A 21,746-nucleotide genomic window follows, 5' to 3' on the forward strand; every position below is an offset into this window, starting at 1 on the left:
CTGGCGGCGGCCGCGATGGGCGAGACGACGGCGGCAGCTGCGTGCCGCCGCCGCTGCGCGCGGCCAGGTCCGCGGGGAGAGCAACGCTCCCCGCTGCAGCCGCTCAGCGCTTGGGCGGACCCTTACGCGGGGGGCGATCGCCGGCCTTGTCGGCCATGCGCGTGGCGGCGCCGGCCGGACGCGGACCGGCCGCGTTCGGGCGGCCGCCGGGCTTGCCGGCGGCACGCGCGAACTTCGGCTTGAACGGCGCGCTGGCGCCGGCCGCGGCGTCGTCGAGCTTGCGCATCTGCAGTTGCTGGCCGGACACCCAGACCTTCTTCAGGTGGGTCAGCAGCTCGTTCGGCATGTCCGCCGGCAGGTCCAGCACCGAATGGTCGTCGTGGATGTCGATGCGGCCGATGTACTTGCTCTCCAGGCCGGCCTCGTTGGCGATCGCGCCGACGATGTTGGCCGGCTTGACCCCGTGCTGGTGGCCGACCTCGATGCGGTAGGTCTCCATACCCACTTCCGGCTCGCCGCGCGGCGCCTTGGGCGCCTTGTCGCGGCGCGGGGCCTCGAAACTGCCGACGTCGCGCTGGTAATCGTAGTCGGGGCCGTGTCCGGCCGGCGCGGGACGCGGCGCACGCTCGCCTTCGTCGCGGCGCGGCGGGCGCGCTTCGCGGTCGAACTTGGGCTCGAACTTGGGACGTTCGCTGCGCTCGCCGCGGTCGGCGCGCTCGCGGCGCTCGGCAGTTGGCCGCTCGAAGCGCTCGCCCTGCGGCGCACGCGCGCGCTCCGGCGCCAGCAGCAGCGGCGTGTCGCCCTGCAGCAGGCGTGCCAGCGCCGCGGCCACCTCGACCATCGGCACGTTCTTCTCGGTCTCGAAACGCTGCAGCAGATCGCGGTAGGTGTCGATGCCGCCGCTGGCGATGGTCTCGCTGATCTTCTCCATGAAACGGGTCACGCGCTGGTCGTTGACCGCATCCACGCTCGGCAGCTGCATCTCTTCGATCGGCTGCCGGGTGGCGCGCTCGATCGCGCGCAGCATGCCCTTCTCGCGCGGGCTGACGAACAGGATCGCCTCGCCGCTGCGGCCGGCGCGGCCGGTGCGGCCGATGCGGTGCACGTAGCTTTCGGTGTCGTACGGGATGTCGTAGTTCAGCACGTGGCTGATCCGCTCCACGTCCAGGCCGCGCGCGGCCACGTCGGTGGCGACCAGGATGTCGAGCTTGCCATCCTTGAGCTGCTGGATCACCCGCTCGCGCTGCGACTGCTGGATGTCGCCGTTGATCGCCGCCGCGGCCAGGCCGCGCGCCTGCAGCTTCTGCGCCAGCTCGTCGGTGGCGGCCTTGGTGCGCGCGAACACGATCATCGCGTCGAACGGCTCCACTTCCAGGATGCGGGTCAGCGCATCGAGCTTGTGCAGGCCGCTGACCGCCCAGTAACGCTGGCGGACATTCGCCGACGTGGTGGTCTTGGAGGCGATGATGACTTCGGCCGGATCGTTCAGATAGGTCTGCGCGATGCGCTTGATCGCGGTCGGCATGGTCGCCGAGAACAGCGCCACCTGGCGCGAGGCCGGCAGCTTCTTCAGCACCGCCTCGACGTCGTCGATGAAGCCCATGCGCAGCATCTCGTCGGCCTCGTCGAGCACCAGCGTCTTCAGCTCCGACAGGTCCAGGGTGCCGCGCTCCAGGTGGTCGATGACCCGCCCCGGGGTGCCCACCACCACGTGCACGCCGCGCTTGAGCGCCGACAGCTGCTGCACGTAGGGCTGGCCGCCGTACACGGGCAGCACCTGGAAGCCGGGGATCGCGCCGGCGTAGCGATGGAACGCCTCGGCGACCTGGATCGCCAGCTCGCGGGTCGGCGCCAGCACCAGCGCCTGCGGCTTGCGCTGGTTGAAGTCCAGCCGCGACAGGATCGGCAGCGCGAACGCGGCGGTCTTGCCGGTGCCGGTCTGGGCCTGGCCGAGCAGGTCGCGGCCGGTCAGCAGCGCGGGAATGGTGGCGGCCTGGATCGGCGACGGCGACTCGTAGCCGACATCGGCGACGGCCTTCATCACAGCAGGCGAGAGGCCGAGATCTGCAAACAGCAGCGGCGCGGGGGTATCTTGGGACATGGGAGACTCCGGAGGCGCCGCAGCGAACCGGCAGGCGCAAAGAAGCACATTGTGCGCCTTGGCGGGCCGCATGTCTAAACCAGGTGAACGATGCCGTTCAGGCGTGAGAAACCTCGGCCTGCCGCGAACCACCTTGCAGACCTTTCCGCGACCCGCCCCATGCCCGACGCTCCCACCCCCGCCGCACCGCCCCCGGCCGACTTCGCCACGCTGTTCCAGGCGCACCGCGGCATCGCCGCGAAAGTGGCAGGCAGCTATTGCCGGCACCCGGACGACCGCGCCGACCTGATCCAGGAGATCGCCGCCCAGGCCTGGCGGGCGTTCCCGCGCTACGACCGGCAGCGGCCGTTCTCCACCTGGCTGTACCGGATCGCGCTGAACGTGGCGATCGGCGCGTTGCGCGGGCGCACCCGCGCGCACCGCCAGACCCTGCCGCTGCAGGACCTGGACATCGCCGACCCGCACGCCGCCGACCCGGAGCGCGAGCGGCAGGTACAGGCGCTGTACCGCTTCATCGCGCAACTGCCGGCGCTGGAACGGGCGCTGGCGCTGCTGTACCTGGACGAGCGCCCGCAGCGCGAGATCGCCGAGATCCTGGGCATCGGCGAAAGCAACGTTTCCACCAGGATCGGCCGCCTCAAGCAACGCCTCCGCGACGAACTCTAAAACCCCCTACACACAGGAACCCACCATGCATCCCGACGAACTGAAACACGCCTGGCAGGCGCTGGAGCGGCGCCTGCAGCCCCACGACGACCTGCACCTGCAGCACCTGCTCGATCGGCGCATGCGCGGCAGCCTGCGCCCGCTGTTGTGGGGCCAACTCCTTCAACTGCCGTTCGGCCTGGGCTGCATCGCCCTGGCCGGCCTGCTGTGGAGCCGGGGCGGCCCGCTGCCGGCGCACCTGATCGCCGCCGGGGTGGCGGTGCATGCCTATGGCGTGATCGCCGTGGCGCTGGCCGGCATCGTCCTGGGCCGGCTGCTGCATCTGGACTACAGCGCGCCGGTGCTGCAGATCCAGCGCCAGATCGCGCATACCCGCCGCTGCTACGTGCGCAGCGCTGTGCTGTGCGGGCTGTCGTGGTGGCTGCTGTGGGTGCCGCTGCTGATGCTGCTTGGCGCGCTGGCCGGCATCGATCTGCAGGCGCGGGCGGCCGGCCTGGTGTGGACCGGACTCGGCGTGGGGGTGGCCGGCATCGCCGCCAGCGTCTGGCTGTACCGCTGGTCGCGCCGCCCCGGCCGGCCGCGGCTGACGCGGATCGTCGACGACCTGCTCGGTGGTTCCAGCTTGCGCCAGGCCAGCCGCCTGCTCGAGGAGGCCGAGCGCTTCGGCCGCGACTGAGTGCGGCGGCCGCGGCGCCGCGATGTGGGCCGCGTTTGTCCATCGCCGCGCATGACGGCGCGAAGTCCGAGCGTTTCGCCCGCGAATGACCGACAATGAGCGCCGATTTCCGAACAGCGTCCCCCATGCAGACCATCGATCTTCAGTTAGAAAGCGACTACGTCGAACTCAAGCACCTGTTGAAACTGACCGGCGTATGCGACAGCGGCGGCGCGGCCAAGACCGTCATCAGCGAAGGCCAGGTGCGCGTGGACGGCGAAGTAGAGCTGCGCAAGGCCTGCAAGATCCACGCGGGCCAGGTGGTCGCACTGCACGACGTGCAGATCCGGGTGATCGGCAAGGCATGAGCGCAGGCGGCGCGGCCGTTGTGCCTGTCGCGCTCCATCCGCGGCGGACATGCCGAAGGCAGCGGCGCCGTCTTCCTGCGCCTGCACGCACTGGATAGCCGGCGCGGCGACTGCATCTGCGCCACACCGGCTGCGCCTGGGCCATCGCCCCGATCGAAGCGGCGCAACGCGCGGGCGATGTGCAACGCGGCCTCGCCCAGTTCATTGCCGGGGCGGATGAACGCCGCCTCGGCGGCGCGCCACAACGCCAGGCGCTTTCTGGCATCGGTGCCGGGCAACGATTTTTTTGTGGGAGCGACCGCAGTCGCTCCCACAATTGCTTCGCCAAGCGAATAGGACAGCCGGCATCCGCGTGCCGATCTTCAGGCCATGCAGCCAATACCAGGTGGCGCTGGCTTTTGTAGGAGCAACTGTCTTCTCATCCGATAACCTCACGCCATGGTGTGCGATCTCGTGCCATGGCGTTGAGTCGGATAAGCAGCACGCGCATGCATGCGGTGATGGCGACCTTGGCGGGCTTGCCGCGTGCCCGTAACTGTTGATAACGCTCCTTGAAGGAGGCTTGAGTGCGCACAACGCTCCAACAGGCCATGTACAGCACTCGTCGGATCGTGGCACGCCCGCCGCGGATGCGGCGTTTGCCGCAGTGCTGCCCGCTGTCCACGTTGTAGGGAGCCAGGCCGACCAGGGCCGCGATCTGGCGACGATCCAGCGTCCCCAGTTCGGGCAGATAGGCCATCAGGCTGGCGGTGGTGACCTCGCCGATGCCCGGGACCGTGCCCAGGGCGTGCGCCAGCGCATCGTCGAGCTGGCACCGCACCTGCTTGATCGCCTGGTTCATCCGCTGGATACGGCGGCGCACGTCGCCGATCTGCTCGATCAGGCACGCGCGCACCATGGCCAGGGTCGCCTGATGCAAGCGACGGCGCTCGTCGTCACGTTGCTGGACCAGTTGCTCGCGGCGCTGGACCAGCATGCGCAGTTGCTCACGCAAGGGATCGGGAGCCGGCGCGGGCGCTTGCACCAGGTGAGCCATGCGCGCCAGCAAGGCCGCATCCAGCGGATCGGTCTTGGCGGTTGTGCCCAAGGCCGTGGCGAAAGCGCGTGCCCGGCGCGGATTGATCCGGGTCACCGGGATCCCTGCCGTGGCCAGTGCCGTCATCACCGCCCGTTCGTAGCCGCCGGTGGCCTCCAGCAGCGCGTTGCCGACGCAGTGCCCGGCAAGGTGGTCGCACAGGCGCTGGTGGCCCTGGGCGGTATTGGGAAAGGACAGCAACTGGTCCAGGGGAAGCACGTGGACGGCCAAGGTGTCCTTGGCCACATCGATACCGATCCAAAGAGGCATAAGCGTTAGGTAGACTGGGGGACAGGAGAGAGCCACCTCGTCGCTGCCCACGCTTGTGAAGTTCGAGCGAACGCTCGTTCAACTGTTCGGGCTAGGCAACGAGGTCGATGTGCGGCCGCCCTGGCTCCTACACGTGCTTGAACACTACGGCCTGTCGGCGTGCCGCACATCGCTCTCCACTCAAACTGTAGAGCAATCTCCAGACACAAGCGGCTTCAGACGCGACCGGAACTTTCCTGGTAACGCCCGGTCGCGGCTGAAGCCGCTCCTACAGGGTGCAACTGCGCAACAGAACCGGTGCGCGGTAGCCTGGCGGCTCGGCTTTCGCTGTGACTGGCCGAGCAACGGCACAGGCCTCCCCAGCATCCCGCGCGCGTGCGCCTCAGCGCGCACGCGCCGTACCGCGCTGGGTTAGGTGCGCGGCGATCGCGCGCTTGAACGGCGCCACCCGGTCGGCCACGCGCAGCGCCGCGTTGCGCAGCGCGCGCGCCGGCAGGCGGTCGCCGGTGTACAACGCGGCGATCGCATTGGTCGCCTCGTACAGCGGGCGCGTGGCCAGGCGGTGGCCGCGTTCGTAGCCGGCCAGCAAGGCCGGCGCGGCGATGTCGCGGCCTGCGCCGCTGCCGCATGCAGCGCACGCGCCAGCCGCGCCTGGCTCTGCAGGCCGAAGTTGAACCCGTGCGCGGTCACCGGATGCATGCCCACCGCGTCGCCGATCAGCGCGTAGCGCCTGCCGACGAAGCGCTGCGCGTACACCGCGACCAGCGGATACACCTGCGGCCGCACGCTCGGCGTCATCGCGCCCAGCCGGTGTTCGAAGCGGGCGCCGATCTCCGCGCCCAGTGCGGCGGCGTCCATCTCCAGCAGCGCCTGCGCGCGCTGCGGCGGCAGGGTCAACACCGCCGAAGCCTGGTTGCCGTGCAGCGGCAGCAGCGCCAGGGTCTGGCCGCAACCGAACCACTCCCAGGCGGTGTGGTGGTGCCGGCGCTCGTGACGCACCCGGCACACCAGCATGCTGCGGCCGAAATCGCGCATCTGCGCGCCGACGCCGCACATGCGCCGGGTGCTGGAGAAGCGGCTGTCGGCCGCCACCACCAGGCACGCGCTCAGCGCCTGGCCATTGGACAGGGTCAGCTGCGCCTGCGTGTCGTCGCAACGCAGCGCCTGCACCGACACGCCGTCGAGCAGGCGCAGTCCCGGTTGCGCCTGCACCGCCGCGAACGCGGCGCGACGGATCAGGTGGTTGGGCACCAGCCAGCCCAGGTCGCCGTGGCGGTCCTGACTGGCGGCGAAGGTCAGCGCGAACGGCGAGGAGCCGTTCATCACCTGCGCATCGCGCAGCGGCGCGATCGCATCCGGATCGATCCGCGACCACAGGTCGAGCTGTTCCAGCAGCGTGCGCGAGGCGTGCGTCAACGCGATCTCGCGGCCGTCGAAGGCGGCGGCGGCCAGGGCCGCGCGCGGCTGCGGTTCGATCAGCGACAGCGACAGCCCGCTGCCGGCCAGCGAACGCGCCAGGCACAGGCCCGCCGGGCCGGCACCGACGATGGCGATATCCACCTGCATGGCGGCGCTTCCGGTGATAGACGCGGCCAGCATAAACCCGCGGCGCGACGCGGCATTGATCTGGATCAGCGCTGCGGCAAACGGTCGCAGCGCAGTGGGTCAGGCCCCCGCTGCGGCCGCGCCCCGCACAGCGCGCAAGGCCGCGGGCGCGGCTTCAGAACAATGCCCACACCAACTGCAGGATCGACCACAGCGACACCGCCCACACCAGGCTGCGCAGATACGGCACGCCGGCCGCGTACAACGGCACGTAGGCCAGCCGTGCCCAGAAATACAGCTGCGCGGCCAGTGCGGTATGCGCACTGCCCTTGCCCATCGCCACCACCGCCAGCGCCGCGGCGGCGAACATCGGGAAGGTCTCCAGGAAATTGCGCAGCGCGCGCTCCAGGCGCCCGGCCACGCCGGCGGGCGGCGCCTGCGGCGCGTCGCGCGCGCCGGCATTCCATTTCAGCCCGCGCTGCGCGGTGACGAACGCGGCGGCCAGCAGCAGTTGCACGATTCCGAGCAGGATCGCCCAGGCCAGCATGCGGATTTCGATCGTCATGGACACCTCGGACAGTTGCGGAAAGGCAAGTATCCCACGGCAAAGCCGGGGGCGGACTCTCGCGATTGGTCTAGAGCGAGAAGCCTCGGCAGAGGTCTCGGGCATGGCTTATCAAGCCATTGCCATGTAAAACACATTTCGATACGCTTCGCAAAATCAACACGGAAGTCATGATTATGAAGAAAAAGCAGCTCACCATCGTTGTCATTTTGCTTGGCGCCGCCTTTATAACCGCGCTATTTTTCTATTATTTTAAATCCAAGAATAATAGCAATGTAATTGACAGCACTGCAGCTAGTGATCGACCTGAGTCACCAGCATTCAAAAGTCAAAACACTTTAAATGCACTTATAACCACGGATAAGGTGCCAGCGAAGTTCACTCAGATGGTAGGACCAAAGGCGTTTGTCATAAATCGAAATGGCGCCTTTCGACCCCATGGAAATGCTCTGGATTACGTCAACTCCCTATTGGATTCGTCCAAAAAAGGAAACGCTCTCGCCACGTTCAATATCTACCTGGCAGTTCTCGACTGTAAAGGCGCGTATTCTACGGATGATCTAAACAGCTTCAATGCCATGAACGAAGCTGGTGCCGGTAAAAATTTCCTAAAAGATGCCGAGCGGAGACTTAGCGAATGCTCAAGCTTAGTTGGAAATGACGAGATCATGCAGGGGGAATGGCTCATCACAGCTGCGCAACAGGGCTCTATTGAGGCAATGATTCTGTATTCCATAGATACCAACTCAGCCATTGGGCCTTCGGACACTTTCATCAAGAATCCCGATAAAGTGATTAAATGGAAAGCCAACGCCATGGGCTTTCTCGAAAATGCTGCATCCAAGGGTAGCATTGATGCAATCATAAGACTGGCTGGCGCTTATGAGGACGGAATACTCGCAAAAGAAGATAAAGCGACCGCCTACGCATATTATCTAGCCGCTCAGAGAGCATACCCGAATTCCGTTTCAAGCGAAAACATGAAACGTTATCAAAATTCAGTGAGAGCCGATCAGCAGCAGGCAGCAATCAATAGAGCAAACGCGATATACCAATCCTGCTGCGCAAACCAGGAATGAAATTATGTCGAACGGAACGTTTAAAAGTAATTTTTTTATCGGCAGGGTTTATCGCATTGGGGCTAGCAGGAATTTATGCTTACGCCGATGAGTCCAAGATGTATGGGTCACATGCCTGCTCAACATGTACGGCCGACACCCCGATGGCTGATTCCAATACCAAGAATTACATTAATAAAAAATTTTCGGAAATCGAGAAAAATTTTTCCAACAGATGTTGATGTAGGCGATAAGATCGTAGTATGTAATGCAAATGCATGTGTCACCTATACGAAAACCGACAGCAACCGCTGGCTCGGCAACACAGCGGTACCAAGTACCACTAGCAGTAACGGCGGTGGTGGTGGTGGCGGGGGCAGTAGCGGCGGTGTGAACTTACCGGGCGGCTGTATAGGACATTGCAATGGCACTGTCACCGTAGGCGGGAGGTAAGTATCCCACGGCAAAGCCGGGGGCTTTAGATGTATGAGCCGCTCAAAGCGGCTGGCGGGGGCGCTGCGCGCTCCCATTGGATGGGCCGCCTGAGGGCGGCCCTCGTGATGGGTCTAGGGCGCGACGCGTGCGCGCGTCAGGTCGGCGGACCGACGTGGTAACCGACCAGGCGCCAGGTCTTGTCCTCATCCAGGCGCAGCGAGACCAGCTCGCGGACCGGCTGCGGCGCGTTGGCGAACCGGCTGGGGAAACTGACGTTGACGTAGACCCCCGGCGGCACCTGCGACCCCGCCGTGTACTGCACCCGCGCCACGCTGGCGACGCCGCGGCCGAGCAGCGCGCCCAGGCGTGCACGGTCGGCATCGACCTGGCGCACGAACGCCTCGCGCGCGACCGCCTTCTTCGCCACCGCCGATGCGCCATCCCACAGCTCGCCGCTGTGTCCGGCATCGACCAGCTGCGCGGCGCGCAAGCCGGCCTGCGCCATCTGCGCGTCCTGCTTGGACAGCGGCCCCGGCGCGGCAGGATCGGCATGCCTGGCCGCGGCGGGCTTGGCGGCGGCGGGCTTGGGCGCCGCAGGCTGGGCCGGCGCGGACGCCGCAGGGACGCTCTGCGTCGGTGCAGTCGGTGCGGTCTGCGCCGCTGCCGCGAACGCGGCAGCGGCCAGCAACGCGGGCAACAGGCGAAGAAACAACGGCATGGGCATCGCTCAGGCAGCGCGGTGACGGCGGGGGCCGCAGTCTACGCCGGCCATGCGCGCCTGCGCAGCGCCGCTCACGGCTCCTCGCCCGGCGCGGCCGCGGCCACCGGCACCGCGTAGCGCTGCCGGTGCCAGGCATGCCAGCTGACCCCCAAGGCCCAGGCGGTGCCGCCCAGCAGCCCGGCCAGGCTCAGCAGCGAGGCCATCCGCGCGATGATCTGCGCATGCGTGCCGCTGGCGAAGTGCAGCAGCAGTTCGGCGACCAGGAAGCCGCCCAGCACCAGCAACGCCGGCGGCAGGTACAGCCGCACCATCAGCCTGGTTCCGATCGCCATGCGCCTGCTCCCGAAGTGGATGGCGCGGACGCTAGCGCCGCCCCGGTGCCTGGCACGTGAACGCCGGGCGCAGCGCGCAGCCGGCGTTCAGGCTCCGGGCGAGGCCAGCGGCAGCGTGGCCACGTCGATTTCCGACAGCGGGCTTTCCGCCGGGCAGGCCTGGTCGGGGAAACCGAAGCGCTGCTTCAGCGCCTGGCCGCAGGCGGTGAGCGTCTCCAGGTCCACGCCCTTGGCCTTGCACTCTTGGTCGAAGGCGATCAGGAATGCGTCCTTGCGCCGCACGAAATCGTCGCCGCACTTGCGCAGCTGCTTGATCCGCTCCAGGTCGTCCTGCACCGCGTTGGTGCCGTCCAGCCCGTACTGCTTGAGTTCGTCGTTGCTGAGCAGGCGCAGGCTGCGATTGGGTACGGTCATCATCAGGTCGGCCACCGCCACCGCCACGCCGTTGCGCTCCAGGTAGTCCTTGACGTTGCCGTAGACCTCCTGCAGCTCGCGGTTGAGTTCGCCGCGCGAGGTCGCCGTGGAGCTGATCCGCATCATGCGGTGGATGCCGACCTTGCCGGAGATCAGCCGGTTGTCGCCGGCGGCGAGCACGAACACGCAGGCGCTGTGGCAGATCGAACCCTCGCGCACCCAGATGGTCCAGCCGGACTCGCCGATCGCATCGCCGGCGCGGATCGCCGCCTCGACCTGGCCGCCGCTGGAATCCAGGTCCAGCACGCGCTTGCCGATGCCGGCGTGCGCGGCGACCTCGGCCAGGCGCCGCACCATCGCGGCGAAACCGGCGTTGATCTTGCCTTCGTAGCGCACCCGCAGCAGGCCGCGCTCGCGGCATGGCGCCAGCGCCGCCTCGATGGTCGGCCGGTCCAGCCCGGCCAGCGCCTCGCCGTCGCCGGCCGCGGCCGCGTAGTCGGTGGCGCAGCTGACGAACGCCTCGCCGTTCTCCAGCGCGGCCGCGTCCCACAGGTCGGTGTCGGCGTCATTGGCCGGTTTCGGCTTGGCCGCAGGCGGCGGCGCTGGCGGCGGCGGCGTCCCCACCGAGACCATGTGCTCGCCATCGCCGGGCGGGCTATCGGCCATGGTCCTGCCGGCGGACGGCTCGCCCGGCTGGCACGACACCAGGCCCGCACAGCACAACGCCAGCCACCAGGTTTTGCAGGGGAAAGACAAGACAGGGAAATCCGCAGCGGAGAGGCGGCGCATGGGCGATGCGCAGCGCTAGTCTAGTGCCGATCCGCATGTACTTCCCAACTGCGCCTAAACCGCCGGCAGCGCGCCGCCAGCGGCCGCGCCGGGGCTGCCGCAACCATGTCCGAAAACGGCGAGTCCGCCGCGCCGGCGCGGACTAGACTGGCGCCATGTCCCAGCCCACCCTCGACGACCACGCCCGCTACGACCGCGCCCGCCTGGCCCGCGATGCGCGCTTCGACGGGGTGTTCTTCACCGCCGTGCGCAGCACCGGCATCTATTGCCGGCCGGTGTGCCCGGCGCCGGTGCCCAAGCGCAGCAACGTGCGTTACTACCCCAGCGCCGCGGCCGCGGCGGCGGCCGGCTACCGCCCGTGCCTGCGCTGCCGGCCGGAGCTGTCGCCGGACGCGCAGCAGCATCTGGGCGAGGAATCGGTGCGGCGCGCACTGGCGCTGATCGCCGACGGCGCGCTGCAGGACGCCAGCGTCGAACGGCTCGCCGCCGAGGTCGGACTCAGCGCGCGGCAGCTGCAGCGCGTGTTCGTCGGCCAGCTCGGCGCCACCCCGGCGGCGGTGCATGCGACGCGGCGCCTGCTGCTGGCCAAGCAATTGCTGACCGAGACCGCGCTGCCGATCACCCAGGTCGCGCTGGCGGCCGGCTTCAACAGCCTGCGCCGCTTCAACGCCGCATTCCTGGAAGGCTGCGGCATGCCGCCGTCGGCGATCCGCAAGCAACGCGCCGAGGTGCCCGGCGGCGATCTGCTGCTGCGCCTGGGCTATCGCCCGCCGCTGGACTTCGCGGCGATGCTGGCGTTCCTGCGCAAGCGCGCGATCCCCGGCATCGAGCGCATCGGCGAGGCCAGCTACGCGCGCGTGCTCGGCCCGCTCGACGCCTCCACCAGGATCCGCGTCGAAGCCGATCCGCAGCGCCACGAACTGCGCCTGCGCATCGCCGCGGCCGATCCGCGCGCGATCCCCGACATCGTGCGCCGGGTGCGCCGCATCTTCGACCTGGACGCCGACCTGCGCGCGGTGCACGCCACGCTAGCCGCCGAGCCGCTGCTGGCGCGCGCGATCGCGCGGCGCCCGGGACTGCGCGTGCCCGGCGGCTGGGACGGCTTCGAAGTGGCGGTGCGTGCGGTGCTCGGCCAGCAGGTCAGCGTGGCCGGCGCGGCGACCCTGGCCGCACGTCTGGTCGAGCGCCACGGCGCGCAGCGGCCCGGCCAGCCGCCCGGCCTGGACCGCGCGTTCCCGGCGCCGCAGGACCTGCTGGACGCGCCGCTGGAAGCGATCGGCCTGCCGCGCTCGCGCGCCGCCACGCTCCGCGCGCTGGCCGCGGCGGTGGCCGATGGACGCCTGCAGTTTCGCGCCGGCCAGCGCCTGTCCGAGTTCGTCGAGCGCGCCACCGCCCTGCCCGGCATCGGCGCCTGGACCGCGCACTACATCGCGCTGCGCGCACTCGGCCAACCCGATGCGTTCCCGGCCGGCGACCTGGTCCTGCAACGCATGCTCGGCGCCGACGGCGCGCGCCTGAGCGAACGCGCCAGCGACGCCCGCGCGCAGGCCTGGCGGCCATGGCGCGCCTATGCCGTGCTGCACCTGTGGCACATGGCCGGCGATCCACCCGAGGAGAGTCCCCATGACTGAGCAACGCCTGTACTACGACGCCTTCGCCACCCCGATCGGCGAACTGACCGTGGCCGTCGGCGACGACGGCGTGCGCCACATCCTGTTTGCGGAGAACCGCTACGACGCGCGTGGCCGTGCCGACTGGATCCGCGACGCGGCGCCGGTGCGCGCGGCACGCGAGCAGTTGCTGGCGTATTTCGCAGGCGAACGCACCCGCTTCGAGCTGCCGCTGTCGCCGCGCGGCACCGCGTTCCAGTGCCGGGTCTGGCAGGCGCTGGCCGACATCCCGTTCGGCGCGACCTGGAGCTACGCGCAGCTGGCGCAGCACATCGGCCAGCCGCGTGCGGTGCGCGCGGTCGGCGCCGCCAACGGCCGCAACCCGCTGCCGATCGTGCTGCCCTGCCACCGGGTGATCGGCGCCAACGGCGCGCTGACCGGCTTCGGCGGCGGCCTGCCGACCAAGGCCGCGCTGCTGGCGCTGGAGCGGCGCGGCGCCGACCCCGCGCACGGCACGCCGGCAACGTTGTTCGACTGAGCGGCGGTGTCCCAACTGCGCCAGACGCCCGGCGCGCCTCACCATGTCTTCGCCAGGTCACCGGACGCGTCTTATCATGCGCCGATGACGTCCATCGCCTTACGATTGGCAGGCGCCTGCGCGGCGCTGCTGCTCGGCGCCTGCGCCTCCACGCCCGCTTCTTTGAGCACCGCGACCATCGCGCCGCAGGCCGCGTCCAGCGCGGCGCAACGGCCGTTGCTGCTGCTGATCTCCATCGACGGCCTGCGTGCGGACATGCTCGATCGCGGCATCGCGCCGAACCTGAGCCGGCTGGCGCGCGAAGGCGTGCGTGCGCAATGGATGTCGCCGTCGTATCCGTCGCTGACCTTTCCCAACCACTACACCCTGGTCACCGGGCTGCGTCCGGACCACCATGGCATCGTCCACAACAGCATGACCGATCCGGCGCTGGACACGTTCCGGCTCAGCGACCGCGACGCGGTCGGCGACGGCCGCTGGTGGGGCGGCGAGCCGATCTGGGTCGGCGCCGAGAAGGCCGGCCTGCACGCGGCGACCTGGGCCTGGCCGGGCAGCGAGGCGGCGATCCAGGGCCTGCGCCCGAGCCGCCACCAGGCCTTCGACGAACATATCGCGCCGAACGCGCGGGTCGACCAGGCGCTGGGCTGGCTCGACGACCGCGCCGCGCCGCACCCGCAGCTGCTGACCCTGTATTTCGAGCAGGTCGACGAGGCCGGCCACGACTTCGGCCCGCAATCGGCGCAGTACGCGCGCGCGGTCGAACAGGTCGATGCGGCGATCGGCCATCTGCTCGACGGGCTGGCCCGGCGCGGGCAGCTGGATCGCACCAATCTGATCGTGGTCTCCGACCACGGCATGGCCACGGTGCCGACGCAGCAGGTGCTCATCGTCGAGGACATGGTGTCGATGCAGGAGGCCGAGGTGGTCAGCTACGGCCAGTCGCTCGGCATCGCGCCGCGGCCTGGCCAGGAGGCCAGGGTCGAAGCCAGACTGCTCGGCGCGCATCCACAGTACGACTGCTGGCGCAAGGCCGCACTGCCGGCGCGCTGGCACTACGGCAGCAACCCGCGCATCCCGCCGATCGTGTGCCAGATGCACGAGGGCTGGGACGCGTTGCCGGCCGAGCGCGCCGCGGAGAAGCCGCATACCGGCCTGCGCGGTTCGCACGGCTACGATCCGGCGCTGCCGTCGATGCGCGCGGTGTTCATCGCGCGCGGCCCGGCGTTCCGCCAGGGCGCCACGCTGGCGCCGTTCGACAATGTCGATGTGTATCCGCTGCTGGCGCGGTTGCTCGGCATTCCCGCCGCGCCCAACGACGGCGATCCGCAGGCGCTGCTGCCGGCGCTGCGCTGAGCGCCACGGCGCCAAGCCGCGCTGCGCATTGAAGCGCCGCTAGCCGGGCGCGGCATTGCCCCGCCTGCGGCACCTGGTCATCGGTTGCCGCATCGCCGCATACCATGGCGGCGCGATCGCGCTGCCGCCCTGCCGCCGCCTGCCGGTGAAGCGTGTCGCGCCCGATGCCCGCGTCGCTCCTGGACCACAGTGCAGACTGCAGAGACCCGGCGCGGCCGCCCGCGTTCGGCGCGGCGATCTGCCCAGCGATGCAGCGCCACACACCGCGCCGGACATGAATGTGTGGACGAGGCGACAGGCCCAGGCGATGGCGCGCATGCGACAATCCGCGCATGCAGTCGCCCGATCCCGTGCCGCCGCCGCGCATGCGCCATCGCTTGCGTCCCTTGCTCTCGCACGAGAGCTGGAAACAGCGCGCGGTGCTGTGGGGCGGCGCGGTCGCGGTGGCGCTGGTCGCGATCGTGTTCGCCAAGGCCAGCGACGCCGCCTTCCACCTGTTCCAGCGCATCATCGCGCACTCGCCATGGTGGTCATTGCTGCTCACGCCGAGCGTGTTCGCGCTGCTCGCCTGGCTGACCAACGGCGTGTTGCGGCCCACCCGCGGCAGCGGTATCCCGCAGGTGATCGCCGCGCTGGAGCAGCCCGACGACGCCTTCCGCCAGACCAACCTGTCGCTGCGCGTGTCCGCCGGCAAGCTGCTGCTGACCACGCTGGCCTTGCTCGGCGGCGCCTCGGTCGGGCGCGAAGGGCCGACCGTGCATGTCGGCGCCAGCCTGATGTACGTGCTCGGGCGCTGGTTCGGCTTCCGCGATCCGCGCCAGGCCTCGCATTTCCTGCTCGCCGGCGGCGCCGCCGGCATCGCCGCGGCATTCAATACGCCGCTGGCCGGGGTGGTGTTCGCGATCGAGGAACTGAGCGGGCGTTTCGAACACCGCTTCTCCGGCACGCTGCTGACCGCGGTGATCGTCGGCGGCGTGATCTCGCTGGGCCTGCTCGGCAACTACACCTACTTCGGCAAGGTGTCCGCGGCGCTGCCGCTGGGCCGGGCGTGGCTGGCGATCGTGCTGTGCGGGGTGGTCGCCGGCCTGCTCGGCGGCGCGTTCAGCCGCATGGTGCTGGCTACCGTGGCCGGCAAGCCGCGCTGGCTGGGCGCGCTGCGCCGCCGCCATCCGGTGTTGCTGGCCGCGGCCTGCGGCCTGGCACTGGTCGCGCTGGGGTTGGTGTTCGGCAACGGTGCGTTCGGCACCGGCTACGAGCAGGCACGCAGCCTGGTGCAGGGCCATGCCAGCGTCGGCCACGAATTCGGGTTGATGAAGCTGCTGGCGAACCTGGTGTCGTACGTGGCCGGCATCCCCGGCGGGCTGTTCTCGCCGGCGCTGGCGGTCGGCGCCGGGGTCGGCCACAACCTGGCGGTGCTGATGCCGGACGTGGATCCGCGCACCTTCGTGCTGCTCGGCATGTGCGCCTATCTGACCGGCGTCACCCAGGCGCCGCTGACCTCGGCGGTGATCTCGCTGGAACTCACCGACAGCAGCGACATGCTGCTGCCGATCCTGGCCACGGTGCTGATCGCGCGCGGCGCCTCGGCGCTGGTCTGCCGCACGCCGATCTATCGCGGCCTGGCCGAGCAGTTGCTGGTGGCGCCGCCGCCCGTTCCCGAGGAAGCGCCGACGCCGCTGGTCGTTGAGTTGGCAGGCGACAGCGGCGAAGACGATGCACCCCCGCGCACATAAGCCGTGCAGCCGCCCGCGAGCGGCGTAGCGTCGGCAGAGGCGCATCATCGTCCGGTCTTCATGAGGTTATGTATGCGAGCAATGCACTTCGAGCGCTTTGGAAAGTCTCCTGAGATAGTGCATGTCGCCGACCCGACTCCGACCGCGGACGGCGTCGTGATCAAAGTGGCGGCGAGCGGCGTATGCCGGAGCGATTGGCACGGATGGATGGGGCATGATCCGGACATCGCATTGCCGCACGTGCCCGGGCACGAATTCGCCGGCGAAGTGGTCGCCGCGGGAAAGCGCATTTCGCGCTTGCAGATCGGCACTCGGGTCACCGTGCCGTTTGTGTCGGGGTGCGGGCGCTGCGCCGAGTGCCATGGCGGCAATCAGCAGGTCTGCCCGAACCAGTTCCAGCCGGGCTTCACCCATTGGGGCGCGTTCGCCGAGTATGTCGCAATCGACTTTGCCGAGACGAATCTGGTCAGACTGCCGGAAAGCGTCGACGATGCCACGGCGGCAAGCCTGGGGTGCCGGTTCGCCACGTCCTTTCGGGCCATCGTCGACCAGGCCAGAACCGGCCCCGGCGAATGGGTGGTGGTGCATGGCTGCGGCGGCGTTGGACTTTCAGCGGTGATGATCGCAGCCGCCCTGGGTGCGCACGTGGTCGCCGTGGACATCTTCGACGACAAACTGGCGTTCGCCGTTGAATGCGGCGCGGTCGCAACGGTCAATGCGTCGAAAGTGGCCGACACTGTCGAGGCGATTCGCGAGATCACCAAGGGCGGCGCGCACGTTTCCATCGATGCGCTCGGCAGTCCTGCGACCTGTTTCAACTCCATCAGGAACTTGCGGCGGCGCGGTCGTCATGTCCAGGTTGGACTGATGTTGGGCGAACACGCCACGCCCAGCATCCCGATGGCGCAGGTGATCGGCCACGAGCTGGAAATCTACGGCAGCCATGGGATGCAGGCTTGGCGGTACGACGCCATGCTGTCGATGATGGAAGCCGGGAAGATCGCACCGCAAAAGCTGATCGGCAAAAGGGTGACGCTCGATGAGGCCATTGCGGTCCTGACCTCCATGGACGCGACGCGCGACATCGGCATCAGCGTCATCGATCGCTTCTAGAGCGCGTCACGGCCGGCGTCGATGCTCGCCGATGGCGCGGACTTGCCGTCCTGCGGGCTGCAAAAAAAAAACGCGGCGCAAGCGCCGCGTCGTCTGCAGCGAAGCGGACTGGCTTCAGCCGGCCTTGGCGACCGTCTTCTTGGCCACGGCCTTCTTCACCGCCGGGGCCTTGAGCACCGACTTCTTGGCGACCGGCGAAGCGGCGTCCACGGCTACCTTGCTCTCGCTATGCAAACGCGAATTACCGTAGCTGGCGTTGTAGCGCTTGCCCTTGGCGGTCTTGCGGTCACCCTTACCCATGCTCATCGACTCCTGAATGTGTGTGCGAAATCCCCGCGCGGTGCACGGGTTTGGCGAGGCCAACGCGGATCAGCGCCCTCGCGCAAGGGCGGCAAGCCTACCACGTGCGCTCAGTGGGCGCAGCTGGCGTCGTGCACGTGGCCATGGTTCAGCCGCAGGTTGAGCAGGTGCGCCAGCCCGACCAGGGTGCCGCCGAAGGTCATGATCGCCGCGTGCGCCGCCACCGCCTGGTGCAGCGCCGGCACCAGCATGCCGGCCCACAGCGACAGCAGGCCCAGCAGCAACAGGCCCAACGCCTGCCAGGCGCGGTGCCGGCGGTAGCCCAGGACCAGGCTGAACAGCCCCAGGCAGGTCACGAACAGCACCAGCGTGCGTTCCACGCCATCGCCCAGCCACACCGACAGGCCCAGCGAGGGCAGTATCGCCAGCGCCAGCGGCAGCAGCGCGCAATGCGCCGCGCACAGCAGCGAACCGGTGGCGCCAAGGCGGTCGAGCAACGCGCGCAGATCGGAGGTAGGCGACATGACGTCCAGCACAGTGGTGATTGCGTTATAGAATAATATAACATTACTCGGGCGGCGACCAGGGGGTCGCCACGCCCCATGCCATGCCTGCCGCCGCCTGCGCGCGGCGCACGCGAGCGCCCGCGCTCGCCTGGCGGCGCCTTTTTCCTCCTACTCGGTATGCCGATGACTTCATCCCGCTCCCGCTCGCTCTGCCGCACCGTCCTGGCCCTGGCCGTGGCCACCCTGCTGAGTCCCGCCCTGGCGCTGGCCGCCGCTGCGCCCGCCGGCGCCGACGACGCCGGCAGCGACGCCACGCCGCCGGCCAGCGACAGCCGCCATGCCGACGGTCGCAAGCAGGACCGCCACGTGAAGGACATGGACGCGGTGGTGGTCACGGCCAGCCCGCTGCGCGATGCCGCCGGCGACCTGAGCCAGCCGGTGGAGGTGTTGGCCGGCGAGCGCCTGGACGAGAACCGCGGCGCCAGCGTCGGCGAGACCGTGGCCAGCCTGCCCGGCGTGCAGAGTTCCAACTTCGGCCCCGGCGTGGGCCGGCCGATCATCCGCGGCCTGGACGGCCTGCGCGTGGCGGTGCTCAGCGACGGCCTGTCCACCCAGGACGTGTCCACCGTCAGCCAGGACCATTCGCCGGCGGTGGAAGCGTTCCTGGCCGACCAGATCGAAGTGCTGAAGGGGCCGTCCACGCTGCTGTACGGTTCCGGCGCGATCGGCGGCGTGGTCAACGTGGTCGACGGGCGCATCGCCGAGACACCGGTGGACGGCGTGCACGGCCGCGCCGAAGTGCGCTTCGACGGCGGCGACAAGGACGGCAACACCGACATGTTCCGGGTCGATGCCGGCAACGGCGGCGGCCTGTCGATCCATGCCGACGGCGTGTACCGCAACCAGAAGGACTACGACACCCCGCAGGGCCGCCAGGCCAATTCCTTCCTCGACACCAAGACCGGCTCGGTCGGCGCCTCGCTGGCCGGCGACTGGGGCTTCGTCGGCGTGTCGGCCTCGCGCTTGCGCGATACCTACGGCAACCCGGGCGAGCCCGGCGACCTGGTCGCCGGCGAGCGCGGCGTATCGCTGCGCATGCACCAGGACCGCTACGAGCTCAAGGGCGGGCTGACCGATCCGTGGGGCGACGGCAGCGCGCTGCGCTACAGCGTCGGCCACACCGCCTACACCCACACCGAGTTCGAGGGCGAGGAAGTGGGCACGGTGTTCGACAAGCGCTCCAACGAAGGCCGCGTCGAAGCCTCCTTCAGCGTCGGCGGCGGCTGGCAGACCGCGTTCGGCGTGCAGGGCAGCGACTCCACCTTCCAGGCGATCGGCGAAGAGGCGTTCGTGCCCAAGACCGACACCCGCACCATCGGCGTGTTCGCCGTGGCCCGCAACACCTGGGAACGCGTCACCGCCGAGGTCGGCGCGCGCGTGGACAAGGTCAAGTACGAGACCGACAGCGGCCTGGACCGCGACTTCACCCCGAAGAGCGTCTCGCTCAGCGGCGGCTTCCGCTTCAACGAGCAGTGGCGCCTGACCGCCAACCTCGACCATGCCGAGCGCGCGCCGGCCGAGGAAGAACTGTTCGCCGACGGCCCGCACATCGCCACCCTCGCCTACGAGATCGGCGACGCCGAGCTCAAGCCGGAGAAGGCCAACCAGGCCGAGCTGGGACTGAATTTCAAGAACACCTGGGTGGATGCCAAGGTGGCGGCGTACTACAACCGCTACGACGATTTCATCTCCATCGTCGATACCGGCGCGCAGTGGTTCCACGAGGAAGACAACGACGTCCTGCCGATCCGCCAGTGGACCCAGGCCGACGCGATCTTCCACGGTTTCGAGGGCGAGGCCACCTTGCACCTGGCCGACAACGACAGCGGCGCCTGGGACCTGCGCGTGTTCGGCGACACCGTGCGCGCGCGGCTGAAGGACGGCGGCAACCTGCCGCGCATCGCTCCGGCACGCTACGGCGCGCAGCTGCGCTGGGACGCCAGCCACTGGCGCGCCTCGCTCGGCGCCACCCGCTACCAGCAGCAGGACAAGGTGGCGGTCAACGAGACCCCGACCGCCGGCTACACCCTGGTCGATGCGCACCTGGCCTACCACGTCGATGCCGGCGCCACCGCCTGGGAAGTGTTCCTGGACGGCAACAACCTGACCGACCAGGACGCGCGCGTGCACACCTCGTTCCTGAAGGACGACGTGATGCTGCCCGGTCGCAACGCGTCCTTCGGCGTGCGCCTGTTCTTCTGACGCGGCTCCCCTCCCCACGCGTCCTGATTAGCGCTGTGTCTCAGCTGGTGATGCTGCCTTGGTTTAGAAATGCAGGTTCTTCAGTGAGATACGGCGATGACGCTCAATCGGATCCAGTTCCAAAAGGGGCTTTCGATTCCGGCTTTTCTGAGCCGCTACGGCTCCGAGGCGCAATGTGTCGAGGCCTTGGTTCAGGCCAGGTGGCCCAATGGCTTCGTGTGTCCGCAGTGCGGACACACGCATGCCAGTGGCTTTGAGCGGGGACGCCAGCACCTGTGGCAGTGCGCGCGCTGCCGGGTACAGACCAGCTTGACCGCCGGCACGCCCATGGCAGACACCAAGCTTCCCTTGCGGGTGTGGTGGCTGGCCATCTATCTGGTGAGCCAAGCCAAGAACGGAATTGCTGCGCTGGAACTGGCTCGGCAACTGGGCGTGTGCTATCGCACTGCATGGCGGATCAAGCACAAAGTGATGTCGGCGATGGCCGATCGTGAGCAGTCACGCCGGCTCGACGGAGAGGTCCAGATCGATGATGCCTATCTGGGCGGCGAACGCGCCGGTGGTCCAGGCCAACCGCAGTGGCGCAATAAAGTGCCGTTTATTGCAGCGGTTTCCCTGCATCAAGGGCGCCCGCGCTATCTCCGCCTGGATGTGGTCTCCAGCTTCCGAAGAAGCGTCGTGCACACGTGGGCTCAGCAGGCACTGGCACCGGGCACCCATGTCGTCAGTGATGGGCTGACAGCGTTCACCGGTGTGGGCTGGGCAGGCCTGACCCACGATGCCATCGTGACCGGAAGCGGCCGCAAAGGCGTCCAGCAGCCTCGTCTGCGTTGGGTCAATACGATCCTGGGCAATCTCAAAACGGCGCTTAGCGGCACCCACCATGCGGTGGACTTCCCCAAATACGGCGCGCGCTACCTGCATGCGCATGCCTACCGCTTCAATCGCCGCTTCAACCTGGCCGCCATGGTGCCGCGCCTGGCCAGTGCCCTGGCCGGCGCGGGAAGGCTCACAGAGCAGCAACTGCGTACGACAGCTGAGACACAGCGCTAATCAGGCCCACGCGTCAGGGGAAGGCCGCCTTCGGGCGGCCTTTTTTTGCCGGCGCCGGAACACGCCATCGCGATCGCCGCCACGCATCGAAGGCATGCCACCGATGCGCAGTGACGCGACCGGTGGCGCGATGCGGCACCGGCGAGACAGGTCGCGCCCGATGGTCCAAAGGCCACCCAGCGTCGCTCCCACAACGCGGCGTCGCGCTGCCCATGGCACGCCGCACGCCACGCGGCGCTGGCCAGTGGCCTGCCCCCCCATCACGCAAACGGCGCCTCTACCGC

Annotated in this window: 19 protein-coding genes and 1 pseudogene; 11 read left to right on the forward strand and 9 right to left on the reverse strand. The window is 68.9% G+C overall.

From position 1 onward, the window contains the following. Positions 1–103: 103 nt before the first annotated feature. Complete coding sequence (locus KHF85_RS13170) at positions 104–2,101, reverse strand: DEAD/DEAH box helicase (RefSeq protein ID WP_284567006.1); 1,998 nt, start codon at positions 2,099–2,101, stop codon at positions 104–106. A 159-nt stretch (positions 2,102–2,260) separates the two neighbouring features. Here KHF85_RS13170 and KHF85_RS13175 point away from each other — a divergent pair, with 159 nt between their 5' ends. The 3 genes from KHF85_RS13175 to KHF85_RS13185 all read left to right on the forward strand — a co-directional run bounded on the left by KHF85_RS13175 (position 2,261) and on the right by KHF85_RS13185 (position 3,790). Beyond that, a complete protein-coding gene (locus KHF85_RS13175) occupies positions 2,261–2,767 on the forward strand; it encodes an RNA polymerase sigma factor (protein ID WP_284567007.1) in 507 nt (168 codons plus the stop codon). Between the two features lie 25 nt (positions 2,768–2,792). Next, positions 2,793–3,443 carry a serine/threonine protein kinase gene (locus KHF85_RS13180; protein ID WP_284567008.1) on the forward strand — a complete coding sequence of 217 codons (651 nt, stop codon included), beginning with the start codon at positions 2,793–2,795 and terminating at the stop codon, positions 3,441–3,443. Between the two features lie 125 nt (positions 3,444–3,568). Further along, on the forward strand, positions 3,569–3,790 hold the full coding sequence (locus tag KHF85_RS13185; RefSeq protein WP_003478383.1) for an RNA-binding S4 domain-containing protein: 222 nt from the start codon (positions 3,569–3,571) through the stop codon (positions 3,788–3,790). Positions 3,791–4,208: 418 nt separating this feature from the next. Here KHF85_RS13185 and KHF85_RS13190 read toward each other — a convergent pair whose 3' ends face one another. The 3 genes and pseudogenes from KHF85_RS13190 to KHF85_RS13200 form a co-directional block, all read right to left on the reverse strand. Then, on the reverse strand, positions 4,209–5,135 hold the full coding sequence (locus KHF85_RS13190; protein ID WP_284566813.1) for an IS110 family RNA-guided transposase: 927 nt from the start codon (positions 5,133–5,135) through the stop codon (positions 4,209–4,211). A 382-nt stretch (positions 5,136–5,517) separates the two neighbouring features. Further along, positions 5,518–6,701 (reverse strand): annotated as a pseudogene (ubiM, locus tag KHF85_RS13195) (5-demethoxyubiquinol-8 5-hydroxylase UbiM). A gap of 154 nt (positions 6,702–6,855) precedes the next feature. Continuing rightward, entirely contained in the window at positions 6,856–7,251 is a 396-nt protein-coding gene (locus KHF85_RS13200) for an MAPEG family protein (protein WP_053837273.1), read from the reverse strand. 170 nt (positions 7,252–7,421) lie between these two features. On the opposite strand from KHF85_RS13200, the gene KHF85_RS13205 reads away from it, so the two are divergent. Further along, entirely contained in the window at positions 7,422–8,324 is a 903-nt protein-coding gene (locus KHF85_RS13205; RefSeq protein WP_284567009.1) for an SEL1-like repeat protein, read from the forward strand. A 568-nt stretch (positions 8,325–8,892) separates the two neighbouring features. Here KHF85_RS13205 and KHF85_RS13210 read toward each other — a convergent pair. The 3 genes from KHF85_RS13210 to KHF85_RS13220 all read right to left on the reverse strand — a co-directional run bounded on the left by KHF85_RS13210 (position 8,893) and on the right by KHF85_RS13220 (position 10,994). Next, on the reverse strand, positions 8,893–9,426 hold the full coding sequence (locus tag KHF85_RS13210) for a DUF4019 domain-containing protein (RefSeq protein ID WP_409976705.1): 534 nt from the start codon (positions 9,424–9,426) through the stop codon (positions 8,893–8,895). A 104-nt stretch (positions 9,427–9,530) separates the two neighbouring features. Continuing rightward, positions 9,531–9,791: a hypothetical protein gene (locus KHF85_RS13215; protein WP_039005385.1), complete on the reverse strand. Its 261-nt coding sequence runs from the start codon at positions 9,789–9,791 to the stop codon at positions 9,531–9,533. Between the two features lie 87 nt (positions 9,792–9,878). Beyond that, a complete protein-coding gene (locus tag KHF85_RS13220; RefSeq protein ID WP_345782161.1) occupies positions 9,879–10,994 on the reverse strand; it encodes a COG3904 family protein in 1,116 nt (371 codons plus the stop codon). Between the two features lie 155 nt (positions 10,995–11,149). Between KHF85_RS13220 and KHF85_RS13225 the strand changes: the two genes are divergently transcribed. The 5 genes from KHF85_RS13225 to KHF85_RS13245 all read left to right on the forward strand — a co-directional run bounded on the left by KHF85_RS13225 (position 11,150) and on the right by KHF85_RS13245 (position 17,341). After that, positions 11,150–12,625 carry an AlkA N-terminal domain-containing protein gene (locus KHF85_RS13225; protein WP_284567012.1) on the forward strand — a complete coding sequence of 492 codons (1,476 nt, stop codon included), beginning with the start codon at positions 11,150–11,152 and terminating at the stop codon, positions 12,623–12,625. Further along, positions 12,618–13,142, forward strand: a complete 525-nt coding sequence (locus tag KHF85_RS13230; RefSeq protein WP_284567013.1) for a methylated-DNA--[protein]-cysteine S-methyltransferase — start codon at positions 12,618–12,620, stop codon at positions 13,140–13,142. The genes KHF85_RS13225 and KHF85_RS13230 overlap by 8 nt, the downstream gene beginning before the upstream one ends. Positions 13,143–13,226: 84 nt before the next feature. Beyond that, entirely contained in the window at positions 13,227–14,495 is a 1,269-nt protein-coding gene (locus KHF85_RS13235) for an alkaline phosphatase family protein (protein ID WP_284567014.1), read from the forward strand. 332 nt (positions 14,496–14,827) lie between these two features. Continuing rightward, a complete protein-coding gene (locus tag KHF85_RS13240; RefSeq protein ID WP_284567015.1) occupies positions 14,828–16,228 on the forward strand; it encodes a chloride channel protein in 1,401 nt (466 codons plus the stop codon). 72 nt (positions 16,229–16,300) lie between these two features. Next, positions 16,301–17,341, forward strand: a complete 1,041-nt coding sequence (locus KHF85_RS13245) for a zinc-dependent alcohol dehydrogenase family protein (RefSeq protein WP_284567016.1) — start codon at positions 16,301–16,303, stop codon at positions 17,339–17,341. 114 nt (positions 17,342–17,455) lie between these two features. Here the strand turns inward: KHF85_RS13245 and KHF85_RS13250 are convergent, their stop codons facing one another. Both KHF85_RS13250 and KHF85_RS13255 read right to left on the reverse strand, forming a co-directional pair. After that, positions 17,456–17,641 carry a 30S ribosomal protein THX gene (locus tag KHF85_RS13250; RefSeq protein ID WP_053114474.1) on the reverse strand — a complete coding sequence of 62 codons (186 nt, stop codon included), beginning with the start codon at positions 17,639–17,641 and terminating at the stop codon, positions 17,456–17,458. Positions 17,642–17,751: 110 nt separating this feature from the next. Continuing rightward, complete coding sequence (locus KHF85_RS13255) at positions 17,752–18,165, reverse strand: MerC domain-containing protein (protein WP_284567017.1); 414 nt, start codon at positions 18,163–18,165, stop codon at positions 17,752–17,754. 165 nt (positions 18,166–18,330) lie between these two features. Here KHF85_RS13255 and KHF85_RS13260 point away from each other — a divergent pair, with 165 nt between their 5' ends. After that, positions 18,331–20,409 carry a TonB-dependent receptor gene (locus tag KHF85_RS13260; protein ID WP_284567018.1) on the forward strand — a complete coding sequence of 693 codons (2,079 nt, stop codon included), beginning with the start codon at positions 18,331–18,333 and terminating at the stop codon, positions 20,407–20,409. A 96-nt stretch (positions 20,410–20,505) separates the two neighbouring features. Next, the gene (locus tag KHF85_RS13265) at positions 20,506–21,462 is read left to right on the forward strand and encodes an IS1595 family transposase (protein ID WP_284566649.1); all 957 of its coding nucleotides are present in this window, start codon (positions 20,506–20,508) and stop codon (positions 21,460–21,462) included. Positions 21,463–21,746 lie beyond the last annotated feature (284 nt).

The organism is Xanthomonas graminis pv. graminis, from assembly GCF_030168915.1.
GTDB lineage: Bacteria > Pseudomonadota > Gammaproteobacteria > Xanthomonadales > Xanthomonadaceae > Xanthomonas_A > Xanthomonas_A translucens.